This is a genomic window from Streptomyces albicerus (assembly GCF_008905045.1).
In the GTDB taxonomy this organism is placed as follows: domain Bacteria; phylum Actinomycetota; class Actinomycetes; order Streptomycetales; family Streptomycetaceae; genus Streptomyces; species Streptomyces albicerus.
On record NZ_VWMY01000055.1, the window covers coordinates 39207 to 62700 of the forward strand.

Sequence of the window (23494 nt, forward strand, 5' to 3'; positions counted from 1 at the left end):
ACGTGCGTGCGAGGGGCTTATCGGTCTGTCGTACGAACCCTCATACCAGAGCGGGACGTCGGCCGCCGGACTTTGTCAACTGCCCACCGCGCATGATGCGGTGGCGACTACTGTGAGTGGCCGCTGAGCGACACAGGGCCGAATTCGTCGGCCCTCTCGACCGGCGCAGCGATGGCGCATGCCCTAGTCGCAGACCCGCGGGAGCCCCACGCCCGACACCCCAGCCAGTACGAGGACGTCGATGTCTCACCTTCGCGCACCGGCCGCACGCGCAGACCGCCGCGAGGGCGGGCGCCACGGGCGACCGGTCGCCCACACCGCCCCCACGCTGCCCGAGACGCACATACGACCCCAGCTCCTCCGTCTCGCGATCCTGCCGCCCATCGCGGTGGCCCTCAGCGCCAGCGCCGCCGTGCTCTTCATCGTCCGCACCACCGCCGCACGGCCGGGCCCCACCCTGTGGATCGTGCTCGGCGGAGCCGTCGCGGTGGCCCTCTCGGGCATCGTGATCGCCGCCGTGGCCGCCAACCGGGCAGCCAGGTCCGTACGCGAGCGCATCGGCACGCTGCGCCGCACCAGCGCCCGCGGCCAGGCCGATCTGCGCACCCTCGTCGAGACCCTGCGCCGGGGCGACGGGCCGCCCGCGCGCCGCCCGCGCAGCCAACCCGCCCCGGACGCCGACGACTTCGACCTGCTCGCCGACGATCTGGCGCGCGCCCACGACGGCGCCGTCAGCGCGGTCGTCCAGGCCTCCCAGCTCTCCAGCCACGCGGGCAGCGAGCAGAAGGTCGAGGTCTTCGTCAATCTGGCCCGGCGGCTGCAGTCCCTCGTGCACCGCGAGATCTCGATCCTCGACGAGCTGGAGAACGAGATCGAGGACCCGGACCTGCTCAAGGGCCTCTTCCACGTCGACCACCTCGCCACCCGCATCCGGCGTCACGCCGAGAACCTCGCCGTGCTCGGCGGCGCCGTCTCGCGCCGGCAGTGGAGCAACCCGGTCTCCATGACCGAGGTGCTGCGCTCCGCCATCGCCGAGGTCGAGCAGTACTCGCGGGTCAAACTCGTACCCCCGGTCGACGGCACGGTGCGCGGGCACGCCGTCGCCGACGTGATCCATCTGCTGGCCGAACTCGTCGAGAACGCCACGGTGTTCTCGGCGCCGCACACCCAAGTGCTGCTGCGGGCCAACGTCGTGACCTCGGGGCTCGCCGTCGAGGTCGAGGATCGCGGGCTCGGTATGCCGCTGGCCGAGCAGCACAAGATGAACGCGCTGCTCGCCGATCCGGACCAGGTGAACGTGGCGAGTCTGTTGCAGGACGGCCGTATCGGGCTGTTCGTGGTCTCGCAGCTCGCGCGGCGGCACGGGATCGCGGTTCGGCTGCAGACCAATATCTACGGCGGCGTGCAGGCGGTGCTCGTTGTGCCGCAGGCGTTGCTCGGGGCCGAGGAGGAACAGCAGACACGGGCCGGGACGGGAACCGCGCGGTCGCGGAGTGGGGCGTCGGAAGGGGGTCCTTCGACGACGGGCGGAGCGTTGGGCCTGGGTGCCCCGGCCCGTGGGACGGCAGGGCAGGGCGCTCCGGGCCATGGGGCTGTGGCTCATGGGGTTCCGGCACATGGTGCTTCGGCACATGGCGCTCTGACACATGGTGTTCCGGGGAATGGGACTGCGGTTTCTCACGTCATGGCTGCACATGGCGGGCCTCTGCATGGCACGCCGCTGGACGCGACGCCAGGGCAGGACACTCCTGGGCATGGCACGCCGGCACATGGCACCCCGGCACATGGCACTCCCGCGCACGGCACGCCCCCGCAGGGGACCCCGGCACACGGCACCCCTGCACATGGCATGCCGGCGCAGGGGACCCCGGCTCGCGGGACGCCGATCCCCGGGCGGGGCGTCGTGCCGGGCGCCTCCATCGACGTACCGCATGTGCCGCGTCAGGAGAACACGGCGCATCCCTCCCGTGGCGCGAGGACCGCCGTGCCGGAGCGACCGCAGCGGGACAGCGCGCCGGTCGGGTGGTCGGTCGTGGACGGCGGTGGTCCGGTGCCGCTTCCGGTACGTGGTGCCGAGGTGCGGCCCAATCCGGCGGAGGCCGTGCCCGGCATCCGCCCCGACGATCGGCGGCTCGTCACGGAGAACACGACCAAGCCCCCGACCCCGCGCAACGGCACGGTGCGCGGCACCATGGGCAAGCCTCAACTGCCCAGACGGCGCGCCCAGGAACACATCGTGCCCGAGCTGCGCGACGGCCCCGCACCCCGGCAGGACACCGAGTTCCTCGTCGGTCACGACCCCGGTCTGATGGCGGCGTTCCAGCGCGGCATCGGGCTCGCCGAGGCCCAGTACAGGGACGCGGCACAGCGGGACGTCGGGCACCTGCGTTCGGCCCATATGGAGTCGGCCCACGTGGAGTCGGTCCACATGGAGTCGGTCCACATGGACGGAACGTCCGTGGACGAAGCGCACACAGCGCACCCCGCGCACGAACAACCCGAGGCGCACGCCGGGCGCGACACGGCGCCCGCGCCCGGTCATGACCTCACCGCCCGGCACGACGGGAGCACACCAGCCGGATGAACCACGCCACCCCCACCCACACTTCCGCTCCCGCAGACCTTCGTATTTCAAGGAGTCGATCCCCCATGGCGAGCGATGTGCCGACCGGCCATGCATCCGATCTCGACTGGCTGATGAGCGGCCTGGTGCAGCGCGTACCGCACACCAGAAGCGCGGTGCTGCTCTCCTGCGACGGCCTGGTGAAGTCCGTGCACGGCCTCGACCCCGACAGCGCCGACCACATGGCGGCCCTGGCCTCCGGGCTCTACTCCCTGGGGCGCAGCGCGGGCGTCCGCTTCGGGGACGGCGGTGACGTGCGCCAGGTCGTCGTCGAACTGGACTCCACGCTGCTGTTCGTGTCCACCGCGGGCTCCGGCACCTGCCTGGCCGTGCTCGCCGGACGCGACGCCGACGCGGCCGTGCTCGGCTACGAGATGGCGATGCTGGTCAAGAGCGTTCGCCCGTACCTGATGACCGCCCCGAGGCAGGCCACCGTCGAACCGTCGGCGATGAGGCCTTGAACGTGGCCGCGGCCGGCGACGGGCCTTGGCTCGATGATGCGGCCGGACGTCTTGTACGCCCCTACCAGGTCAGCAATGGCCGCACCCGGCCGAGTACCGCGCTCGACCTCCTGTCGCAGGTGATGGCCACCGGAGCCACCCCCCTTGGTTACCTCGGCCCCGAGCACACCCAGGCACTCGAACTGTGCCGGGACCCCGTCTCGGTCGCCGAGGTCGCCGCGCATCTGAAGCTGCCCGTGGCGGTGACGAAGGTGCTGCTGTCCGACCTCGTCGACTGCGGGGCGCTGTCCACGAAGCCCCCGACGTTCCACCACAACCCCACTGACCGGTCTCTTCTGGAGGCAGTGCTCGATGGACTACGACGACAGCTCTGACCCCTTTCCCACCGCGCTGAAGATCCTGGTGGCGGGAGGTTTCGGGGTAGGCAAGACCACCTTCGTCGGCGCGGTGAGCGAGATCGCGCCGCTCAGCACGGAGGAGCTCCTGACCACGGTCAGCGCCGCGACCGACAATCTCGACGGCATCGAGAACAAGGTCGAGACGACCGTCGCGATGGACTTCGGGCGCATCACCCTCGATCCGGAACACGTCCTGTACCTGTTCGGCACACCCGGGCAGGAACGCTTCTGGTTCATGTGGGACGAGCTCTGCGAAGGCGCGCTCGGCGCGGTCATCCTCGCCGACACCCGCCGACTGGAGGACTGCTTCGCCGCCGTCGACTTCTTCGAACAGCGAGGCCTGGGGTTCATCGTCGCCGTCAACGAATTCGACGGCGCCTTCCGCTACGACCCGGAAGAGGTGCGGTCTGCCATCGACCTCGACCCGGAGATCCCCGTCGTGTGCTGCGACGCCCGGATCTCCAGCTCGGGTGTCCAGACGCTGCTGACCCTCGTCCGGCACCTGCTCGCCCACGCGCCCTCCCACGCCCCCAGCCACGGAGCCCACACATGAGGTACGACCCGCCGCGTCCGGCCGGTCGGCTGCTGCTCACCCCCGAGGACAAGGAGGCCCCCGCCAGAACGCGGAGGTTGCGCGTGCTCGGTCTCGGAGAGCACGCCGAACCGGCCCTCGACGCCTTCGCCCACCGGCTCGCCGAGATCGCCGGAGCGCCGTACGCGATGGTCAACTTCATCGGCGAGGAGCGGCAGTTCTTCGCCGGCCTGCACACCCCGTACGGCGGTGTCCCGGCCGACCTGCCGACCGATGTCCGTACGGACCATGGGGAAACCGTAGAACACAGGATCGGCCGCTATATGGCCCGGGACTACGGCTTCTGCCCCCATGTGGTGGTCCGGCGCAAGGCGCTGGTCCTGGAGGACGTCCGCGACTACCCCCGCTTCGCCGGCAACCCGGTCGTCGACGAGTTCGGCATCCGCTCCTACCTCGGCGCTCCGCTCATCGACCGCACGGGCATCGCGCTCGGCACGGTGTGTGTCTCCGACATCGAGCCCCGGCCGTGGGGACGGGCGGGCCTGGACACCATCAAGGCGATGGCGGCGGAGCTGGTCGAGCAGATCGAGCTGCGGGAGGGCGGATTCTGATGCGAGTTCTGATGCGAGTCCCTCAGACCGACACGATGGGGGTCCGTCAGACCGAGACTGTGTCCCCTTCGGGGAACGTGATCCGGACCTCGTGCCCCTCGACCTCGCAGGACACCGACTCCCGCAACGCCTGGGGGTGCACGGAATCCCGCGTCAGCGCGAGCAGCGTGACGTACACACCGCTGCCGGCCGGACGGCCCGCCGCGCACCGCAGGTACGGCGTCGCCGAGTGGGGGCCGAAGGCGTTGGCCTCGACCTCGCGCGCGATGCCCGTGTCCTCGTCCCAGCCGTGCAGCGCGACCACCACGCTGGTCAGCCCGTTGTCGGTACGGGCCAGCGCCCAGCCGTGGCCCCGCTCCGCGCTGGGCCGGCTCTCGGCCGCGACCGCGTAACCGCCCTCCCGGACCGTCACGCCGGACGGCGCGAGTACCCGGTGCACCCGTATCTCCCAGGGGCCGCGCAGCACACTCGTCGTCTCGATCGGGAACTCCTCTTCGCTGCCGGGCAGTTGGGCGGCATAGCGGGAGGCCGCCGTTCGCCCGGAGCAGCTCAGCGGAACGATCCTGCGGCGGCGTGACGTGGTGCCGTCCGGGGCGACCAGCGCGATGTGCCCATCGATGGTCCGCTCCCAGGCGTGCGCTCCCGCCTCGGGGGCGGTCGCCGTGGAGTAGCCGAACTTCGCGTAGTGGGGGTCGTCCTCGGCGGGCCCGGACGGGGCGATGTGGTCGCTGCCGTGGTTGACCAGGCGGACGATGCCGTCGTGCTTCGTACCGTGCAGCAGCCAGCCCGGGGCCGGGAGCGCGGTGTACTGGTCCGACTCCTCGACGGGAAGCGGCAGTTCGCGTGCCGCCCACACCGGATGCTCCGGAGGCAGCAGCAGCCCGAGGAAGCCCATGCTCGCCCAGTACGGTGACGCGGGCCCCGAGTACGGCTGGGTCATCGGCAGGAACGTGCCGTACCAGCCGAGCGGCAGCAGCCCCCGCTCGTCCGGCACCCCGCGCTCCACGAAGTGCCGCACCGTGCCGGACGCCAGCCGCCGGGTGAGGCCCGGCGCCAGCGGCGTACAGCCGGTGAGGGCGCCCAGCCACACCGGGGCCGTGGTGGCGAAACGGTACGTCAGGGAGCGGCCGTGGTGGACCGGCGCGCCGTCCGCGGCGAAGAACCGCGGGTACACGGCGAGGAATTGGGCGAGCCGCTCCCGGTAGACCCGGCCGCGGCCGCCGCCCTCGCCACCGGTCATCCGGCACCACAGCAGCGGGTACAGGTGCATGGCCCAGCCGTTGTAGTAGTCGAAGTTCCGGCCCTCGCCGTCGCTGTACCAGCCGTCGCCGGCGTACCAGTCCTCGATGCGGTCGAGCCCGGCGTCGATGTCGTCCTGCCGGTAGGGCGCGCCGACCGAGGCCAGGAACTGCTCGGCCACCACCTGGTAGAGGCGGCAGTGGTTGTCCGGGGTGCGGCGGCCCACGAAGCCCCACAGCCAGTCCACGATCCGCTCGCGCACCTCGCCGTCCAGACGGTCCCAGATCCAGGGGCGGGTCTCGTGCAGGCCGACGGCGATCGAGGCAGCCTCCGCCATCTGCTGGGAGCAGTCGGTGAGTTCGGGCCAGGCCTCGCCGCTGTCCCGGTCGGTGCCCGTTGTCAGACCCCGCGCGTAGCGTTCAAGGAGACGGGGATCGACGTCGCCCCGCGCACCGGCGATCCGGAAGGAGGCCAGCAGAAATGACCGAGCGAACCCTTCGAGGCCGTCCGACACCACACCCGACCAGGAGGTCCGGCCGGGCAGCCGGTACTGCGCGAGGCCCGGCGTCGCGTACGGGACCAGGGCTTCCAACTGCCGGTCGGCGAGGGCCTCCCAGTGCGCCCGCGTCCAGCCGGTGCGCGGCGACAGGACGTGGTCGGTGGGTGGCAGGGCCAGGTGGGGTGCGGGCATGGCAGGGTTCCGACTCCTCGGTTGCCGGGTGCGATTCCAGGTTTCTTAGGAGGGATACGGCTGGTTGCCGCCGATAGATCAATTGAGCCGGATTCGTGCGCCGAGAAACCCGTTCGTTCGTACGTGGCGGGACGTGTGCGTACGCGCGGAGCCTGTTCGTACGTGCCGGGTCCTCGGCGCCCTCGCGATACCCGTCGCCCGATGGGAAGTTGACCCCGGCAGAGGTCAGCCCCGCCCCGGCTGCCCCTGGCGGAGTGCCAACGGCCCGGCCCCTGCTCGATTCCTCGTCACCGAACGGGAAGGCAGCTCATGACCGACCTGCGTCTCGGCGCCCTCGGCCACGGCCTGCGCGGCTCGCTCGCGCGCATCGCCCACCGGCCCGGCCAGGGCTCCCGCGTGACCGTCGTCGCCGACCACGACCCGGCGCTGCGGGACCGCGCCGCCGACCACATCCCCGGCGCCCGTACCGTCGACGACCACCGCAAGGTCATAGACGACCCGGACGTCGACGCAGTGCTCGTCCTCACTCCCGACCACACCCACGCCGACATCGCCTGCGAGGCCCTGCGCGCGGGCAAGGCCGTCTTCGTCGAGAAGCCCCTCGACATCACCATCGAGCGGTGCGATCTCATCCTGCGCACGGCCTTCGAGACGGGCACCCGGCTGTACGTCGGGCACAACATGCGCCACATGCCGGTGATCCGGCTGATGCGTGACCTCGTCCGGAGCGGCGACATAGGCACGGTCAAAACGGTGTGGGTACGGCACTTCGTCGGCTACGGAGGCGACTGGTACTTCAAGGACTGGCACGCCGAACGCCGTTACACCACAGGCCTGTTGCTGCAGAAAGGCGCCCACGACATCGACGTAATGCACTGGCTGGCGGGCGGATACACACGGCAGGTGCAGGCGTTCGGCGAGTTGATGGTGTACGGCGGCAGTCCGCACCGCCGGGCGCCGGGCGAGCCGAAGACCGACGACTGGTACACGGAGGACGGCCACTGGCCGCCGCACACCCAGCGGGCCCTTAACCCCGTCATCGACGTCGAGGACGTGTCGGTCGTCAACCTGCGCCTGGACAACGGGGTGTTGGCCGCCTACCAGCAGTGCCACTTCACCCCCGACTACTGGCGCAACTACACCGTCATCGGCGACGCCGGCCGCCTGGAGAACTTCGGGGACGGGCCCGGCGGAGTGGTGAAGGTGTGGAACGCCCGCCGCTCCGGATACCGCGCCGAGGCCGACGCCGAGTATCCGGTGCCGGACGTGGCGCAGGACGCCGAGCACGGGGGCGCGGATCCGCTGCTGATCGACGAGTTCGTGCGGTTCGTACGGGAGGGAGGGCGCACCGACACGTCTCCGGTGGCCGCGCGGATGGCGGTGGCGGCGGGGTTCCGGGCCACCGAGTCGCTGCGTGGCGGAGGCGTTCCGTTCGAGGTGCCGCCGCTGGACGCGGAGCTGGTCGCGTACTTCGAGAGGGGGCAGACACGCTGACGGTTCTGGGAGAGCGGAGCGGGGTGTGAAGGAAAGCTGCGGCGGAGCTTAAGAAAACCTCGATGGACCGGGGCTGCGCCGTAGGGCAGATTGCTCTGCGTCGGCAGAGGGCGCCGCAGCCGCTGAGAGGCGCTCCCGCATGGCCCACCCGCCATGCCCTGCCACGACGCCACCCCTCACCCCGGGCCGGGGCTTCCTTCGGTATGCCCTGGCCCGGGACCCTCGTACCCGGGAGCCCTGTTGAAGGCGCTGGTCAAGGAGAAGGCGGAGCCTGGGCTCCGGCTCATGGACGTACCGGAGCCGGTCGTCGGCCCCGGCGATGTGCTGATCAAGGTCCTCAGGACCGGGATCTGCGGCACCGACCTGCACATCCGCAACTGGGACGGCTGGGCGCAGCAGGCGATCAGGACCCCGCTCGTGGTCGGCCACGAGTTCGTCGGCGAGGTCGTCGAAACGGGCCGTGACGCCGGCGACATCGCCGTGGGCGACCGGGTCAGCGGCGAGGGCCACCTCGTCTGCGGAAAGTGCCGCAACTGCCAGGCCGGACGGCGTCACCTCTGCCGCGCCACGGTGGGGCTCGGCGTCGGCCGCGACGGCGCGTTCGCCGAGTACGTCGCCCTGCCCGCGTCCAACGTGTGGGTGCACCGCGTTCCCGTCGACCTCGACGTCGCCGCGATCTTCGACCCGTTCGGCAACGCGGTCCACACGGCACTCTCGTTCCCGCTGGTCGGCGAGGACGTACTGATCACCGGTGCGGGCCCGATCGGTCTGATGGCCGCCGCCGTCGCCAAGCACGCCGGCGCCCGGCACGTGGTGGTGACGGACGTCAGCGAGGACCGCCTGGAACTGGCCCGCAAGGTCGGCGTCAGCCTCGCGCTCAATGTCGCCGAGTCGACCATCGCCGAGGGGCAGCGGGCGCTCGGCCTGCGCGAGGGATTCGACGTCGGCCTGGAGATGTCCGGCAACCCCGTCGCGATGCGCGACATGCTCGCCAACATGACGCACGGCGGAAAGATCGCCATGCTCGGCCTGCCGTCCGACGAGTTCGCCGTCGACTGGTCCCGGATCGTCACCTCCATGATCACGATCAAGGGCATCTACGGCCGTGAGATGTTCGAGACCTGGTACGCGATGTCGGTCCTCCTCGAAGGCGGCCTCGACCTCGCGCCCGTGATCACCGGCCGTTACGACCACCGCGACTACGAGGCGGCGTTCGCCGACGCGGCGAGCGGCCGCGGCGGAAAAGTGATCCTCGACTGGAATGCGTAAGCCCCCTGGGCTGCGTATGCCCCTCAGCGCTCAAGCACCCCTCCCGTACTGCGTGAGCACCTTCTAGGAGCCCTTCATGTTCGACTCCGTACGCGACGACCTCCGCACCACCCTCGACGAGATCCGCGCCGCCGGACTGCACAAGCCCGAGCGGGTCATCGGCACCCCGCAGTCCGCGACGGTGAGCGTCACCGCGGGCGGCCGCCCCGGCGAGGTCCTCAACTTCTGCGCGAACAACTACCTCGGCCTCGCCGACCACCCCGAGGTCATCGCCGCCGCGCACGACGCCCTCGACCGCTGGGGCTACGGCATGGCCTCCGTGCGCTTCATCTGCGGTACGCAGGAGGTGCACAAGGAGCTGGAACAGCGCCTGTCCGCGTTCCTCGGCCAGGAGGACACGATCCTCTACTCCTCCTGCTTCGACGCCAACGGCGGAGTCTTCGAGACCCTCCTCGGCGAGGAGGACGCGGTGATCTCCGACGCCCTCAACCACGCTTCGATCATCGACGGCATCCGCCTCTCGAAGGCCCGCCGATTCCGCTACGCCAACCGCGATCTCGCGGACCTGGAGCGGCAGTTGAAGGAGGCGGCGGGTGCCCGCCGCAGGCTGATCGTCACCGACGGCGTCTTCTCCATGGACGGATACGTGGCCCCGCTGCGCGAGATCTGCGACCTCGCCGACCGCTACGACGCGATGGTCATGGTCGACGACTCGCACGCCGTCGGCTTCGTCGGCCCCGGCGGCCGCGGCACCCCCGAACTGCACGGCGTCATGGACCGCGTCGACATCATCACCGGCACGCTCGGCAAGGCGCTCGGCGGTGCGTCCGGCGGTTACGTCGCCGCCCGTGCCGAGATCGTCGCGCTGCTGCGCCAGCGCTCGCGCCCGTACCTTTTCTCGAACACCCTCGCCCCGGTGATCGCCGCCGCCTCGCTCAAGGTCCTGGACCTGCTGGAGTCGGCGGGCGACCTGCGCGAGCGGCTCGCCGCGAACACCGCGCTGTTCCGCTCCCGGATGACCGAGGAGGGCTTCGACATCCTTCCGGGAGACCACTCGATCGCCCCCGTCATGATCGGTGACGCGACCGTCGCAGGCCGCATGGCTGAGCTGCTCCTGGAGCGCGGCGTGTACGTGATCGGCTTCTCCTACCCGGTGGTCCCGCAGGGCCAGGCCCGGATCCGCGTCCAGCTGTCCGCCGCGCACTCGACCGAGGACGTGAACCGGGCCGTGGACGCCTTCGTGGCGGCCCGTGCGGAGCTGGAGGCCTGAGCACGCGGTGAAGCCGTAGCCCTGAGCAGGACGAAGGCGAACCTTTGAGAGAATCGGTCACATGATCGAAGCGCGGCGGCTCCACATCCTCCGTGCGGTGGCGGACCACCGTACGGTGACAGCCGCGGCCGCCGCGCTCTACCTCACGCCCTCCGCGGTCTCCCAGCAGCTGACGGCCCTGGAACAGGAGACGGGCCACCGGCTGGTCGAGCGCGGTGCCCGGGGCGTACGGCTGACTCCCGCCGGCGAGATCCTGCTCAGCCACACCAACGCGGTACTCGCCCAGCTGGAACGGGCCGAGGCCGAGCTCGCCGCATACAGCTCGGGCTCGGCAGGCACGGTCACCGTCGCCTCCTTCGCGACCGGCATCGGCCTGGTCGTCGCCCCCGCCGTGGCCCGGCTCGCCCGGACGGCGCCCGGCATCCGCATCCGGGTCCAGGACGCCGAGGGCGACGCCAGCCTGCCGATGGTGCTCGACCGGCAGGTCGACGTGGCGGTCGCCGTCGAGTATCGGGGCGCCCCGGACGCGGACGACCCCCGCCTCGCGCACATCCCGCTGTACGCCGAACCGTTCGATGCCGTCGTCCCGGTGACCCATCGCCTCGCCGACCGTACGGAGGTGCCGCTCGCCGAGCTGGCCAAGGACCCGTGGATCGGCCCGTACCCCGGAAACCCCTGCCACGACGTGGTGGTCCTGGCCTGCGAGCATGCCGGATTCCAGCCCCGGCTCGAGCACTCCTCGGACGACTTCCGCGCGGTCGTCGCGCTCGCGTCGGCCGACGCGGGGGTCGCTCTGGTGCCGCGCTCGGCCCTGCGCGGCATGGATCTCGCGGGCGTGGTCGTACGCCCCGTCGACGGCGTCGCGCCCACGCGCCGGGTCTTCGCTGCCGTACGCCGAGGCGCCGAGGGGCACCCGCTGATCCGGCCGGTGCTGGAGGCGCTGGGGGAGGCTGCGCCGGTGACGTGAAGTCTCACGCTAGGCACGTCTCGCCTTCGGCACGTCCCGGCTCCCAGTGCGTCTCTGATTTGGGATAGCATCCCGGATATGAAACGCGATGGAGACGCTGACCCGGATGGCACCGGACCGGACCCCGTCGATACCCGGCTCGGCGCGCGGCTGGCCGAACTGCGGGCCGAACGGGGATGGTCCCTGGGCGAGTTGGCGGAGCGCAGCGGAGTGAGCCGCTCGACCCTCTCCCGGGCCGAGCGTGCGGAGATCAGCCCCACGGCCTCGCTCCTGAACCGCCTGTGCGCTGTATACGGCCGCACCATGTCGCAGCTGCTCAGCGAGGTCGAGGCGGAGCCCGCCCTGCTGGTACGGGTCGCCGAACAGGCCGTATGGGAGGACAGGACCTCCGGATTCGTACGCCGGTCGGTGTCCCCGCCGCACGCCGGACTGCGCGGCGAACTCGTCGAGGGACAGCTCGCGGCCGGCGCCGACATCGCCTACGACCGGCCTCCCGTGCCCGGCCTCGAACAGCACATCTGGGTGCTCGACGGACGGCTGGAGGTCACCGCCCAGGACGCCGAGCACCGGCTCGACACGGGTGACTGTCTGCGGTTGCGGGTGTGGGGGTCGACGCGGTTCCGATGCCCCGGCCCGCAGGACGCGCGCTACGCGCTGGTGGTGGTGCTGCCATGACTGTCATACGACTGACGGCCGATCAACTCCTCGAATTCATCGAGGAGTTGGCCGATCTGCTGACAGACACCGTCAATGGGGGAGCGTCGGTCGGATTTCTCAGCCCGCTCGACCGCGACGCCGCCGTCGGCTGGTGGCGGGGTCGGGCGGCCGCGCTCTCGGAGGGTGGCCTCGCGGTGTGGGTCGCGTACGCGGAGGGCCGGATCGTCGGCACCGTGAGTCTGGCTTTCCCGGACAAGCCCAACAGCCGTCACCGCGCCGAGGTGGTGAAGCTGATGGTGCACAGGGAGGGGCGAGGACGGGGCCTAGGGCGTGCGCTGCTCGCCACGGCCGAACACGCGGCCGCCGAGGCGGGCGTGACTCTGCTCAACCTCGACACCGAGACGGACAGCCCGGCCGAGTCCCTCTACCGGTCGGCGGGTTGGACGCGGGCAGGCGTCATCCCCGACTACGCGAGGACGCCTTCGGGTGTGCTGCGGCCGACGACGATCTTCTACAAGTACGTGGCGGTGGGCGAGGCTTCGGAACCGGCTCTCAGCAGGTGATTGTCAGTGGGACTGGCTACGGTTCGTTCTATGCAGGATGCCGAAGACGTACGCCGAATCTGTCTCTCTCTGCCGGACACGACGGAGAAGATCGCCTGGAGCATGCCCACCTTTCGCGTCGCGGGGAAGATGTTCGCCACGCTGCCCGAGGACGAGACCTCCATCGCTGTCCGCTGCCCGAAGGAGGAGCGCGACGAACTGGTCCTGGCGGAGCCCGAGAAGTTCTGGATCGCCGACCATGAGGCGGGTTTCGCCTGGGTCCGCGTGCGGCTCGCGGTGATCGAGGACGGGGACGAGCTGCGTGACATCCTCGCGGACTCCTGGCGGCAGGCGGCTCCGACCCGACTGCTGGAGTCCTACCCGGAGTTGGGGCTTCCGGCAGCCGACTGAGGGGCGTTGTCAGTGCCGGGTGACATGATCCGAATGCGGGTGGGGAGCGCGGTGCGGGAGGGTGCCGTGGTCCTGTTGGGGATTGCTGAAGGATCTTCGAGAGGCCGGTAGGGGAGGGGTGGGGCCGGGATGTCCGGGGAGTCGTCGCGCGGGGTGCCGCCGTCGGAGGAGGGGGCGGGTGCGGGGGCCGCTGGCCGCCACCGAGGTGCTGCCGGCGGTGCCAGTGCCAGTACCAGTGGTCTGGGCGCCGGTGCCGGTCGTCCCGGGGTGGACGGCGAAGCCGGTGATGGTGGTGATGGCGGTGGCATGAGCGCCGGGGCCGGTTCCCGACGGGTCTGGTCGCGTGACTTCGGGCTGTTCTTCGCCGCGCGGGCCGTCGCCAAGCTGGGCGACACGATGTTGCCGGTGGCGCTGGCGGCGGGACTGCTGCAGCACGGTTACGGGGTGGGGGCGGTAGGCCTGGCCATGGCCGCGTCAGCCGCCTGCTTCGCGGGCCTGGTGATCTTCGGCGGGGTCTTCGCCGACCGGTTCAATACCCGTCTGCTGATGATCGGTGCCGATGTGGTGCGGCTCGGCACCCAGTCCGTGGCCGCCGTGTTGTTCTTCAGCGGCCATGTGGTGCTCTGGCAGATCTGCGTGATCGGCGCGGTCAACGGCGCGGCGGCCGCGATCTTCCAGCCCGGCGTCGCCAGTACGGTGCCTCGACTCGCCACCGACGTCCAGGCGGCGAACGGCGCGATACGGGTCGCTGAGTCCACGGCCCAGCTCGCAGGCCCCGCGCTCGCCGGCCTGCTGGTCGCCTTCGCCTCACCCGGCGGCGTCTTCGCGGCCCACGCGGCGACGTACGCCCTGAGCGCCCTGTGCCTCCTCCTGCTCCGACTGCCTCCGGTCCATCCCGACAGCCGGGCCCGCAGCAACGGCTTCGGGGCCGATCTCGCCCAGGGCTGGCGGGAGTTCAGATCCAGGACATGGCTGTGGAGCGTCATCGCCATCTGGTGCGTCTGGATGATCGCCGTGTCGGGCCCGGTCGTCCCGCTGGTCGCGACTGAGGCCATCCAAGAGCACGGCCCGCGCGCCTACGGCCTGATCAACTCCGCCCTCGGCGCGGGCACCGTCATAGGCGGCCTGATCGCACTGCGGCTGCGCCCCCGCCGCATGCTCCGCGCGGGTTCGCTCGCACTCTTCGCCTTCGCCTGCTTCCCGGCAGCCGTCGGAGCGGGCTTCGGCGTGGCGGCGATGGCGGCCGGTTCGGCGATAGCGGGCGCAGGCATGTCCTTCTGGGGCGTCATGTGGGCGACCAGCGTGCAGACCCAGGTCCCGCCCGATGTCCTCAACCGCATCCACGCCTACGACGTCGCCGGCTCCCTCGCGATGATGCCGGTCGGCCAGGCTCTCGCCGGCCCGGCCGCGGCGGCCCTGGGCGCGGACCACGTCCTCCTCGCGGCGGGCGTCATGACGCTCGTCGTGGCGACGGCGCTGCTGTCGGTGCCGGCGATACGGGGGCTGGTGCGGGCCGACGCACCCGCGTCGCTGCCGCACGGGACGGCGGGGACACGTCGGCCGACGCGCGCCGGAGGAAAGAGCTGAAGCTCAGGTCAAGGAGCCCGAAGAGCCCTCTGCCTCGCCGGTCCGAAGGCGCGACGACGACTCACACCCGCACCCGTGCCCGCTGTCCCAGGAACTCACCGATCCGCGCCCTCAACGCCCCCGCGTCCAGGCCGTGCGCGGTCACGTGCTCCTCGATCAGGCCATAACGGCGCAGTTCGCGGCGGCCGACACCCAGGCCGAGTACGCGATGGGGGAGGTCCGCGAGGGCGTCGTTCGCGACGGCCGTCGACGTGCCTGCCAGATACGGCTCGACGAGGACGACATCGGTACCGGCCGCCTCCGTGGCCCGGCGCAGGGCGGCCGAGTCGAAGGGGCGCACGGTCGTCGCGTACAGCACGGTGACGCCGAGCCCCTCGGTGGCATCGAGCACCTCGTCGAGCATCGGCCCGACCGCCACGACCACACCGGCCCGCCCCTCGCGGACGGTGAGGAACCGTGTGCCGTCGACGGCGAGGGCCTCGGCGTTGGACTGCTCGGACAGGCGTACGTACACCTTGTCGTCGCCGGCCGCGACGGCGTGCCGCAGCAGGGTCTCGGCCTCGTCCGGGTGGCCCGGGACGTGCACGGTCCAGCCGTCGAGCGTGTCGAGCAGGGCGACATCGCCGGGTGCCATGTGGGTGTAGCCGCCCGCGGGCCAGTCGAACGACGCGGAGGCGCTGACCAGCACCGCGCCCACGTCCTGGTGCCCGAGGTCGAGCTTGACCTGCTCGAAGGGCCGCTCGACCAGGAAGCTGGCGAAGGTGTGCACCACGGGCCGCAGCCCGGTCAGCGCCAGACCCGCGCCCGCCCCGATGAGTAGTTGCTCGCGGATGCCGACGTTGATCACGCGGTCCGGATGCCGGTGCTGGGCCTCTTCGAAACCGGCCAGACCGATCTCGGCGAGGACGACCGCGACGCGCGGATCCTCCTCGAGCAGCCGCGACACGACGGGGGCGAAGCGGTCACGCATGGTGTCCATGTGGATAAACCCTTCGGGAGATGGGAGAGAGTGGACTGACGCGCCTCAGGCGTCCTTCGGCTCGACCCGGGCGACGACCACACGCGGACGCCCCGGATGAGGCGCGGTGAACGCGGCGTACAGGGCCTCGTGGTCCCGCCCGTCGACGGTCTCGGCGGACCAGCCGGCGGCCTCGAATCGCGCGGCGATCCCTCCGGGCAGCGCGTAACTGGCGGAGGAGTTGTCGATCACGACGGTGTGCAGTCGGTCCAGGCCGGCGGGACCGGCGTACGCGATCGCCTCGTGGTTGCTGCCCTCGTCCAGTTCGGCGTCGCCGACCAGCACCCACACGCGGGGGTCGTACAACCCCTGGGCTTGCAGCCCCAGCGCAGTCCCGACCGCGATCGGCAGCCCGTGTCCGAGCGACCCGCTGCCGATCTCTGCGCCCGGCACGAGCACGCGATCCGGATGGTGGCCGAGCGGCGAGTCGTACGAGCCGAATTCCGGCAGCCAGTCCACCGGTACGAAGCCCTTGGCGGCGAGCACCGCGTAGTACGCCATCGGCCCGTGCCCCTTGGACAGCAGGAACCGGTCCCGCGCCGGATCGTCCGCCCGCTCCGGCGTGACCCGCAGCACCCGGTCGTAGAGCACCCAGAGCGCGTCGAGCGTGGACGTCGCCGCCGGCCCGTGCTTCTCGTCCCCGCTCATCAGCCCCATCAGGCCCGGCAGGTCCGCATACCCGTCATACTCGTTTCGGCGTTTCACCGCTTCTGTCGTCATGTCAACGATCGTGCAACCTCAATCAAACTTGAGGTCAAGCGATGGTCGTCGAGGTGTATCACCGGGACAAAACGAGTGCGCGACCACCGACCCGAGTGCGGTATTGTTTCCGTGCACGTTCAGCCAGGGGAAACCCCAGGTCACAACGGGCATCGGGACGTGGCGCAGCTTGGTAGCGCACTTGACTGGGGGTCAAGGGGTCGCAGGTTCAAATCCTGTCGTCCCGACAGTGTGAAGGGTCTTCGCAGGTAAGCACCTGCGGGGACCCTTTTCGTATGGGTCGTTTCCGGTCTTCGAGGTTGAGCACGCCGCTCATAGGCGCCTTTACTCGGAGGTTTGCGAGGATGCCGCTGCCGGACCCGGACAAGATCACTGCAGGGCTGTCGACGACCTGGTCGTGCTTCCTGCTCGACTGGGACCGCTCACTGCGGTCGGGGAACGATCCGGGGACCGCCCAGTACAACTATCTGCTGGTGGCGGCCCAGTTGGGCCGCTACCTGGGGGAGTACTCGCCGGATCCGGAGGGCGATGACGCGGCCGAGGATCCGGTGGAGGTCACGCGGGCGCATGTGGAGGCGTTCCAGGCGTGGATGATCGAGACGCGGTCGGCGTCGACCGCGCTGAACAAGCACAGGCGCTGCAGCAGTTCTTCAAGTGGCTGCTGCTGGACGAGGGCGAGATCGACCGGTCGCCGATGGAACGGGTCCGGCAGCCGAAGATGCCGCAGAAACTGATTCCGGTCATCCGTGATGAGGAGACCTCGAAGGTCCTCGGCACCTGCCGGGGCAAGCAGTTCGTTCAGCTGCGGGACGAGGCGATCATGCGCCTGTACTGCAACACCGGAGCTCGCCTGTCCGAGGTCGGCAACCTGATGCTCGACGACATCGACATAAACACCGAGTCCGTCCACTACCACGGCAAGGGCAGCAAAGACCGGCGCGTGCGGTTCGGGCCGAAGACCGCGCGGGCCGTCAGCCGCTATCTGCGGGCCCGCGCCGAGCACAAGGCGGCCGACCTGCCGGATCTTGGCCGGCCGAGCGGGGGATGCGGCCGCTGGCCCCGAACGGCATCAAGATCATGCTGAAGCGGCGGGGCCTTGCCGCCGGGCTGGTCAAACTGCACGCGCACCTGTGGCGGCACACCTTCGCCCACGAGTGGAAGCGCGCCGGCGCCGATACCGGCGACCTGATGCTGCTGCTCGGCTGGACGTCACAGGAGATGCCGCGCCGCTACGGCGCCAGCGCCGCCGCCGAACGGGCCCAGGAAGCCCACCAGCGGATCGGGGTCGGCGACCATGTCTGAGCCCCGAATGACGCCGACGCGGCCGGGCACGGTGCGTGAGCAGCGGCTGGCCTTCCGTGCCGTCACCGTGATCGCCGGAGCCCTGGTGGGCCTGGCCTTCCTCTTCGGCTTCGGCAACGTATGGACGTTGGCCCTGCGGCTGGGGGTGTCCGCCTGGGTGGCCCCGCTTGTCGCGCCTGCCGTGGACCTGTCCGTCCTGGCACTGCTGCTGGCGATCCGCTACCTCGCCCTCTACGGCGCCCCGCCGCGGCCTTGCGCCCGGCCCGCAGGCTGCTGCTCCTGTCCAGGCTGCTAACGCTCGCCCTGAACGTCACGGAACCGCTGCTCGTCGGCGCGTACGGGCGGGCGGCCTTCGACGCGGTCGGCCCGCTGCTGCTGATCTGCCTGCCGGTCGGCTGTTTCAGGCTCATCGCCGCCAACCAAGGCATGTGGAGGGCACGGCGAGCGTGATCAAGCGGCCAACTGTGACGCTCAGGTGCGACACGAGGTCGCTCCACATAAGTAAGGACAGCCAGGTGGAGGAGGTACCGATCGGCTGAATTTCAGGCCAGTGTCCAGGCGCGCCCTCGCGCTCACATGCGTCGCTGGTAACGGCGGGGTGTGAAGCTGAGCGTTCAAGCCCATGGGGTCCTCGGCCATCAAGGAGCCACAGGCGAATCGCCTCTGCGGGTGAAGTGTTGGGCGGATACGCGTGGTGAGCGAACTCGACGCGGTAAGCGATCGCGAGGCCTCGTCGAGGCGATCGTCGAGGCCGCAGACACCGACCCAGGTCTCAGCTGCCGCACGGCTCCGCCTCTGGGTGCTGAGCCGGCGGTGTCGCCTCGAACTGCTGTCACCGTGACCCTTTCCCGGCACGGCAACTCCCGCCTCCCCCTTCGCATCTCGGCTTCGGCGATGTCATCGGCATCAGCGTCAGGCCTTGGCGGACCGCACGGCGGGCCGTGACGGGGAGTCACGCGAGGCTGGACCTGCGTCGGTGAGGGATCAGGACTGCGTTGCGGCGGTGGCGCCGTGACTCTGGAAGGTTGGCGCGAGTCAGGGACTGGTCGCGGGCATCCACATAGTGGTCGGCGTCGATGATGAAGACGTGCACGTCAGAGTTGCCGTAGGCGGGTTGGACAGCGATGGTGGCAGACCAGAAAGGCATGGTGGGGGCTCCTGTCCGGTGCTTCAGCTGCTCTGTTGCTGTGGAGTTGGCGGTTTGGAGTTGCGATCTTCCGACGTGCCGACTGCCGTTTGGCGCAACTGGAGGGTGACTGCTGCCGTTCCGAAGGCCGGCACATCGACCGAGATGACGCCGTCCGGTTCCGGGGTGAGTTCGCTGGGGACCAGGCCGAGGTAGTTCGTGCGGAAAGCCTGGGTGAAGGGGAACGGGATGCTCAGAGGGCAGGTGACCGGGACATCGGCGTTGGACTGCAGGCGGATCATGAGGCTTCCTTCGCTCGGCACGGTCAGGCCCACGAGACGTACACGATGATCCTCCACGGTCAGGAACTGCGTCTGCGCCGGCGGCTCCGGCTGAGCCTCGGCACGGGCGCGGACCGCTACGAGCGGGTGGCTGGTGACGGCCGCGGTGCGCATGGCCAACTGCTCGCCGAGCCCGCCGGAGGCATGTGCGGCACTGGAAATTCCCTCGGCGGCGGCGAAGCCGACGCTGTAGCGAAAGACGTGATCAAAGGCCTGCTGAGCGGGGAAATTCGTGTCCCAGATGTTGTTGTGCACCCAGGAGAAAACGGTGGCCGGTTCCTCTTGCGGCAACGACTGCGGATAGGGAACGTAAGGGATCGCGATCCCGCCGAGCTGGACGAGGGGCGCGTCGGCCGTGGCCAGGGCGGCGTGGTGGAGGCCGTCGCTCAGACTGATCCAGCGCCGGATAGCTCGCATGTGGGTGGCGGACCCTGGCACGGTCGCAAGTCCGGTACCCGTGACACCGCCTGTCGCTTCCATGCGTACGGCGGGATCGTCCAGGGCAAAGGGGAACGCGAAGAACGCACTCTCCTTGGTCAGCGTCGCGGTTTTGTCGATGCGGTTTTCTATGTCGATGCGAGCCGCGTCGTGGGGGAGGTGCACCGTCACGCGGAGTCGGCGCGTGCCGGCCGGGGTGCATTCATAGACCAGCGTGTGGCCGGTGGCGTCGGCGCGGCGTTCGACGAGTGCTGCGGGCGGTGCCGTGTGGCGCGAGGCGAGCAGGTGCATCGAGTCGTCGGCGACGGTCTTGCTGGATTGGTGATTGAACGCCCCGGCGGTGGCGTACTCGTCGTACACGTAGCCGTTGAAGCCGATGACGGCGTCCTGCCGGACGAGTTCACGCCCGGTGTGTTTGTCGAGGATGGAGCCGATGCAGGCCTGACGCAGATCAACCGTGACGCGCAGGTGATCGTTCTCCAGGACGGTCGGATCCGCGGGCAGTTCGGTGCTGTCACCGTTTTCCGTGGCGGAAGTGGCACCGGGGAGGATGTCCAGGCGCACGGCTCCGCAGGCCGGCACGTCAGTGAGGGGCACGTGCAGGAACCGGCCGGCTGCCCGGTGGCGGTCGTTGCTCTGGGCTTCCTCGGTAAAGGGCAGGGACGTGCCGGTACGGGCATCGAGAACCTGCACTGCCTCGCTCAGGGCCACGGTGCTCTCGGGCAGGAACAGCCGTGCCGTCTCCGTGCGTGGCCAGCTGCAGGTGTTCACGACGTAGTAGCAAGCCAGAGCGCCTGCGGAGGGTGCGAAGGCTTCGCCGAGCAGCGCGGCGGCGGAGTCCAGCAGGGTCTCCGCGTCGTCGTGGGCGCGCAGGGCCTGGGAGTACTTCCAGTGCCACTGCTTTTCGCCGGAGCCGTGTCCGTGATCGCCGTGGGTCCAGGGGTCACCGGCGCCCCAGGTGTGTTCGTTGAACAGGGAAGCCGAACGGTAGACGGCCGGCGCGGTCTCGGTGACGACCGGGCTGCCGGGCACGCCCATCAACTGAGCGTAACCAGCCACGGTTTGCGCCTCGGTGAGGGCGGCCTGGCCGCGGCGCGTGGCCGCGAGCGGGACGGCCCCCGCACCGACCCCGTCGACCCACCAGTCGCTCCAGTCGCCCTGGTGGGTCTCCAGCCGGTCCCCGACACGCTTTTCGGCGTCCTCGAAGAAGTCCTGGTTCCGGGAGGCCCGCAGCTGCGGGAACGCCCACTGCTCGTTCCAGCGGCGCACAGTGTCGGAGATGATCCGCCGGGGTGGGCCATTGTCCGCGAACTTGCCCAGCACACGCAGGTGCAGCACGTCCCAGGGGTAGGGATCGGATGTGACTCCGTGATCGAGAATGGGGAAGCCCGGGATCCCGCGGCCTTCGTGGGGGTAGGGGAACTCGGCCAGCGCGCTGAGGTAGGCGGGCAGGAGGTCGTCGACGTGGTGGTAGGACTCGTCGAAACCCAGAATCGATCCCTCCATGTACGCCAGTCCGTGCGGTGTGTCCGTGCGCCAGACCAGGAGGCTGTTGCCGCTGGGTGCCTGCCAGCGGAAGAGCCGTGGCAGGTGTTCCCCGCCGACGAGGTGCGGTACGGCGCGCCCGGCCCAGTTGTGCGCCACGGAGAGGTAGCGGATGCCGTTGCCCGCCAAGACGTCGGGCAGGCCGACCACTTGGCCGGGCACGTCGGTCTGCATGGCTGTGCGGATGTCGATGCCGTGCCGGTCGCGCAGGTCCAGCACGGGGCGGACGAGTTCGTGCAGTTCGTCGGTGGAGCAGGTCTCCGTATGGAGGTTGAACGGCATCGCCGTGAGTTCGATGCGGCCTTCGCGCACCCGGTCGAGGAAGCTGTCGACCTGGCGGCGAGGGCGGTTGGACTGCCAGTCCTGGAAGGAGTGGAAGCCCTCAACGGCCCACCGGAACCGGGCGGGTTCTGGCCAGTCGTCGGTGTCGTGGCACAGCTCGAGCAGCGAGTCGAGGTACGCCCGGTGCTCGGCCATCACCCGCCCCTGGGGGTCGGTGTAGCCGATGTCGAGGTGGGAGTGCTGCACCAGGTGGAGCGTCCAGTGACGCTGCGGTCGCGCCTCGAAGTCGAACCGGGTGCCTTCTTCCAGGTCGGGCAGCTCGATCAGCAGGGGTGTCGGTGCGTCTACCTCCGGCACCAGGATGCGGGTGTCGGAGCCGGGACCGGGGAGGATTTCGCAGGTGACCGGGGTGCCCCCGCTCGTGGTGACCCGGGCCCGCGTGACGCGCGGCAGGGCGTCGTGCGAGCCCGCGCCGCGGCGGCGCAGACGCAGTCGGATGGACTGGAGCAGTCCACCCTTCCCGTCGCGGCGCAGCAGGGGCTCGCCCGACAGCTGCATCTTCAGGTCGCCGATGCCGGCGCTGGTGGTGACCACGCGGTCACGCAGGATGTCGCGCGCGATGTCGGAGTCCCACCAGGAAGGCCGGGTCAATGGTGCCTTGGGCATGGTGCGTTGGTGTCCTTTTGGGTTGAGGGATTTGGGTTGAGGGACGATGTGCGGGCCAAGGCGCGGTGTCACGAGGGGGGCAGTCAGCCGACTGCGGATGGTGGTCTCAGCGTGTGGTGCGGGCCAGAGTGGCGAAGATCTGGATCATGGCGGACTGTTCGAGGGTTTCGGCCGGAATCTTGGGGTCGTAGTCGCCGCCGCCCGACGGTTGGAAGTGGAACAGCCCGGTCGCGGCGTTTCGGTTGGTGGCGTACGTGCTGTCCGCGTAGGTGCTCATGGCCTGCCGGTAGGCGGGGTTGGGGCGTACGGCGTTCAGGGCGAGCAGGTCCTTGAAGTAGAAGGCATTGAAGATGGCCGGCTGATCGTGCAGGCGGCTGCCCTGGGTCCAGTACGCCAGGGAGCCGCGGGCGTCCTCGACGGCCTTGTTCAGGTAGTCGGCGTTGCCGGTGCCGCGGTAGAGGGCGGTAGCCGTGCCGATCATGGAGCCTGAGTTGTAGGTCCACAGGGTCGGGTTCGTGCTGCCGTCGTCGCCGCGGTCATTGGCGTACAGTCCCGGTTCCTTCCGCATGCACGAGTACACCCAGCCGTACCACTGCTTGGCCTTGTCGAGGTAGGTGCGCTTGTGGGTGTGCACGTAGAGCCTGGCGGCGAGCTGGGCGGACAGGGCCGTGACATTGGTGGCGCGGACGTTGTTGTTGGGGGAGTCGAACCAGTCCATGCCGCCGGGGCAGGGCTTGGCGGGGTCGCCGTCCCAGGCGCGTGTGACGATGGGCACGACCTGCTCGGCCCGGTTCAGGAACTTGGTGTCGCCGGTGCTCTCATACTGGTCGAGTTGGCTCAGCGCGACCACGGCGTTGTCGTCGTAGTACACGTCACCGCCCGTTCCCAAGGGGGCCGGCAGATAGGACTGGTAGCCCGGCCGGTCGCCCGGCGCGAAGTACAACTCGACGGTGTCGAAGCGCTCGGCAGCGTCCGGGCGGTAGGCCGGGCCGGTGCCCGGGAGTTGCTGCATGTCCACGGTTGCTGCGGCGGCCTCGCGCAGCGGCCAAAGGTAGGAGTGCTCCCGGTCTGTAGGCTGCCGGGGCGTGCGTTCCAGGTACAGGCCGTGGTTGTCGGCGCCCTCGTACAGGTGAGTCTGCAGGGCGTCGTAGGCGTTGGTGGCACGGTCGGCCCACACGGCGGAGGACACGGGGTGAGGGCGTGCGGGAGGAGTGGGCTGGGCGTGCGCGGGGACGGCACTCCACAGCAGGCTTGCGCAGGCGGTGGTCACGGTGGCATGGCGGAGCAGTGATCTCAGCATGGTT

22 protein-coding genes and 1 tRNA gene are annotated in these 23494 nt (G+C 70.2%); 17 read left to right on the plus strand and 6 right to left on the minus strand.

The genetic code is table 11. The features are described from left to right. Positions 1-241: 241 nt before the first annotated feature. The 5 genes from GAS53_RS39060 (at position 242) to GAS53_RS39080 (ending at position 4625) form a co-directional block, all read left to right on the plus strand. The gene (locus tag GAS53_RS39060) at positions 242-2584 is read left to right on the plus strand and encodes an ATP-binding protein (protein ID WP_151482512.1); all 2343 of its coding nucleotides are present in this window, start codon (positions 242-244) and stop codon (positions 2582-2584) included. Between the two features lie 65 nt (positions 2585-2649). Next, positions 2650-3084 (plus strand): roadblock/LC7 domain-containing protein, encoded by a 435-nt coding sequence (locus GAS53_RS39065; protein ID WP_151482513.1) that lies wholly within the window; start codon positions 2650-2652, stop codon positions 3082-3084. A 2-nt stretch (positions 3085-3086) separates the two neighbouring features. After that, complete coding sequence (locus GAS53_RS39070; protein ID WP_151482514.1) at positions 3087-3458, plus strand: DUF742 domain-containing protein; 372 nt, start codon at positions 3087-3089, stop codon at positions 3456-3458. Then, positions 3436-4035 (plus strand): GTP-binding protein, encoded by a 600-nt coding sequence (locus GAS53_RS39075; protein WP_151482515.1) that lies wholly within the window; start codon positions 3436-3438, stop codon positions 4033-4035. The genes GAS53_RS39070 and GAS53_RS39075 overlap by 23 nt, the downstream gene beginning before the upstream one ends. Continuing rightward, the gene (locus GAS53_RS39080) at positions 4032-4625 is read left to right on the plus strand and encodes a GAF domain-containing protein (protein WP_151482516.1); all 594 of its coding nucleotides are present in this window, start codon (positions 4032-4034) and stop codon (positions 4623-4625) included. Before GAS53_RS39075 ends, GAS53_RS39080 begins: the two co-directional genes overlap by 4 nt. A 46-nt stretch (positions 4626-4671) precedes the next feature. Here the strand turns inward: GAS53_RS39080 and GAS53_RS39085 are convergent, their stop codons facing one another. Then, the gene (locus tag GAS53_RS39085; protein ID WP_151482517.1) at positions 4672-6555 is read right to left on the minus strand and encodes a DUF2264 domain-containing protein; all 1884 of its coding nucleotides are present in this window, start codon (positions 6553-6555) and stop codon (positions 4672-4674) included. Between the two features lie 309 nt (positions 6556-6864). Here GAS53_RS39085 and GAS53_RS39090 point away from each other — a divergent pair, with 309 nt between their 5' ends. The 8 genes from GAS53_RS39090 to GAS53_RS39125 all read left to right on the plus strand — a co-directional run bounded on the left by GAS53_RS39090 (position 6865) and on the right by GAS53_RS39125 (position 14752). Beyond that, complete coding sequence (locus GAS53_RS39090) at positions 6865-8049, plus strand: Gfo/Idh/MocA family protein (protein WP_151482518.1); 1185 nt, start codon at positions 6865-6867, stop codon at positions 8047-8049. 240 nt (positions 8050-8289) lie between these two features. Beyond that, entirely contained in the window at positions 8290-9318 is a 1029-nt protein-coding gene (gene tdh, locus GAS53_RS39095; RefSeq protein ID WP_151482519.1) for an L-threonine 3-dehydrogenase, read from the plus strand. Positions 9319-9394: 76 nt separating this feature from the next. Continuing rightward, entirely contained in the window at positions 9395-10588 is a 1194-nt protein-coding gene (locus tag GAS53_RS39100) for a glycine C-acetyltransferase (RefSeq protein WP_151482520.1), read from the plus strand. Positions 10589-10649: 61 nt separating this feature from the next. Then, positions 10650-11555 (plus strand): LysR family transcriptional regulator, encoded by a 906-nt coding sequence (locus tag GAS53_RS39105; RefSeq protein WP_151482521.1) that lies wholly within the window; start codon positions 10650-10652, stop codon positions 11553-11555. A 78-nt stretch (positions 11556-11633) separates the two neighbouring features. Further along, complete coding sequence (locus tag GAS53_RS39110; RefSeq protein WP_151482522.1) at positions 11634-12230, plus strand: helix-turn-helix domain-containing protein; 597 nt, start codon at positions 11634-11636, stop codon at positions 12228-12230. Next, entirely contained in the window at positions 12227-12775 is a 549-nt protein-coding gene (locus GAS53_RS39115) for a GNAT family N-acetyltransferase (RefSeq protein ID WP_151482523.1), read from the plus strand. Before GAS53_RS39110 ends, GAS53_RS39115 begins: the two co-directional genes overlap by 4 nt. 30 nt (positions 12776-12805) lie before the next feature. Continuing rightward, the gene (locus tag GAS53_RS39120; RefSeq protein ID WP_151482524.1) at positions 12806-13165 is read left to right on the plus strand and encodes an MmcQ/YjbR family DNA-binding protein; all 360 of its coding nucleotides are present in this window, start codon (positions 12806-12808) and stop codon (positions 13163-13165) included. A gap of 306 nt (positions 13166-13471) precedes the next feature. After that, positions 13472-14752 carry an MFS transporter gene (locus GAS53_RS39125; RefSeq protein WP_151482525.1) on the plus strand — a complete coding sequence of 427 codons (1281 nt, stop codon included), beginning with the start codon at positions 13472-13474 and terminating at the stop codon, positions 14750-14752. Between the two features lie 61 nt (positions 14753-14813). Here GAS53_RS39125 and GAS53_RS39130 read toward each other — a convergent pair whose 3' ends face one another. Both GAS53_RS39130 and GAS53_RS39135 read right to left on the minus strand, forming a co-directional pair. Further along, a complete protein-coding gene (locus GAS53_RS39130) occupies positions 14814-15731 on the minus strand; it encodes a transketolase family protein (RefSeq protein ID WP_151482526.1) in 918 nt (305 codons plus the stop codon). Between the two features lie 45 nt (positions 15732-15776). Then, positions 15777-16490, minus strand: a complete 714-nt coding sequence (locus GAS53_RS39135; protein WP_151482527.1) for a thiamine pyrophosphate-dependent enzyme — start codon at positions 16488-16490, stop codon at positions 15777-15779. Between the two features lie 153 nt (positions 16491-16643). Here GAS53_RS39135 and GAS53_RS39140 point away from each other — a divergent pair. From GAS53_RS39140 to GAS53_RS39150, 4 genes are all read left to right on the plus strand, one after another. Continuing rightward, positions 16644-16717: transfer RNA gene (locus tag GAS53_RS39140), tRNA-Pro, on the plus strand. A 359-nt stretch (positions 16718-17076) separates the two neighbouring features. Beyond that, entirely contained in the window at positions 17077-17574 is a 498-nt protein-coding gene (locus tag GAS53_RS57800) for a tyrosine-type recombinase/integrase (protein WP_263974209.1), read from the plus strand. Next, on the plus strand, positions 17568-17792 hold the full coding sequence (locus GAS53_RS57805; protein WP_263974210.1) for a tyrosine-type recombinase/integrase: 225 nt from the start codon (positions 17568-17570) through the stop codon (positions 17790-17792). Before GAS53_RS57800 ends, GAS53_RS57805 begins: the two co-directional genes overlap by 7 nt. Next, complete coding sequence (locus GAS53_RS39150; protein ID WP_225859378.1) at positions 17785-18087, plus strand: hypothetical protein; 303 nt, start codon at positions 17785-17787, stop codon at positions 18085-18087. The genes GAS53_RS57805 and GAS53_RS39150 overlap by 8 nt, the downstream gene beginning before the upstream one ends. Positions 18088-18744: 657 nt before the next feature. On the opposite strand, the gene GAS53_RS39155 is transcribed toward GAS53_RS39150, so the two are convergent. The 3 genes from GAS53_RS39155 to GAS53_RS39165 form a co-directional block, all read right to left on the minus strand. Continuing rightward, positions 18745-18939: a hypothetical protein gene (locus GAS53_RS39155; protein WP_151482528.1), complete on the minus strand. Its 195-nt coding sequence runs from the start codon at positions 18937-18939 to the stop codon at positions 18745-18747. Positions 18940-18962: 23 nt separating this feature from the next. After that, positions 18963-22190, minus strand: coding sequence for a glycoside hydrolase family 38 N-terminal domain-containing protein (locus GAS53_RS39160; protein WP_151482529.1), 3228 nt, complete (start codon positions 22188-22190; stop codon positions 18963-18965). A 106-nt stretch (positions 22191-22296) separates the two neighbouring features. Continuing rightward, positions 22297-23490 (minus strand): glycoside hydrolase family 76 protein, encoded by a 1194-nt coding sequence (locus GAS53_RS39165; RefSeq protein WP_151482530.1) that lies wholly within the window; start codon positions 23488-23490, stop codon positions 22297-22299. Positions 23491-23494: the final 4 nt, after the last annotated feature.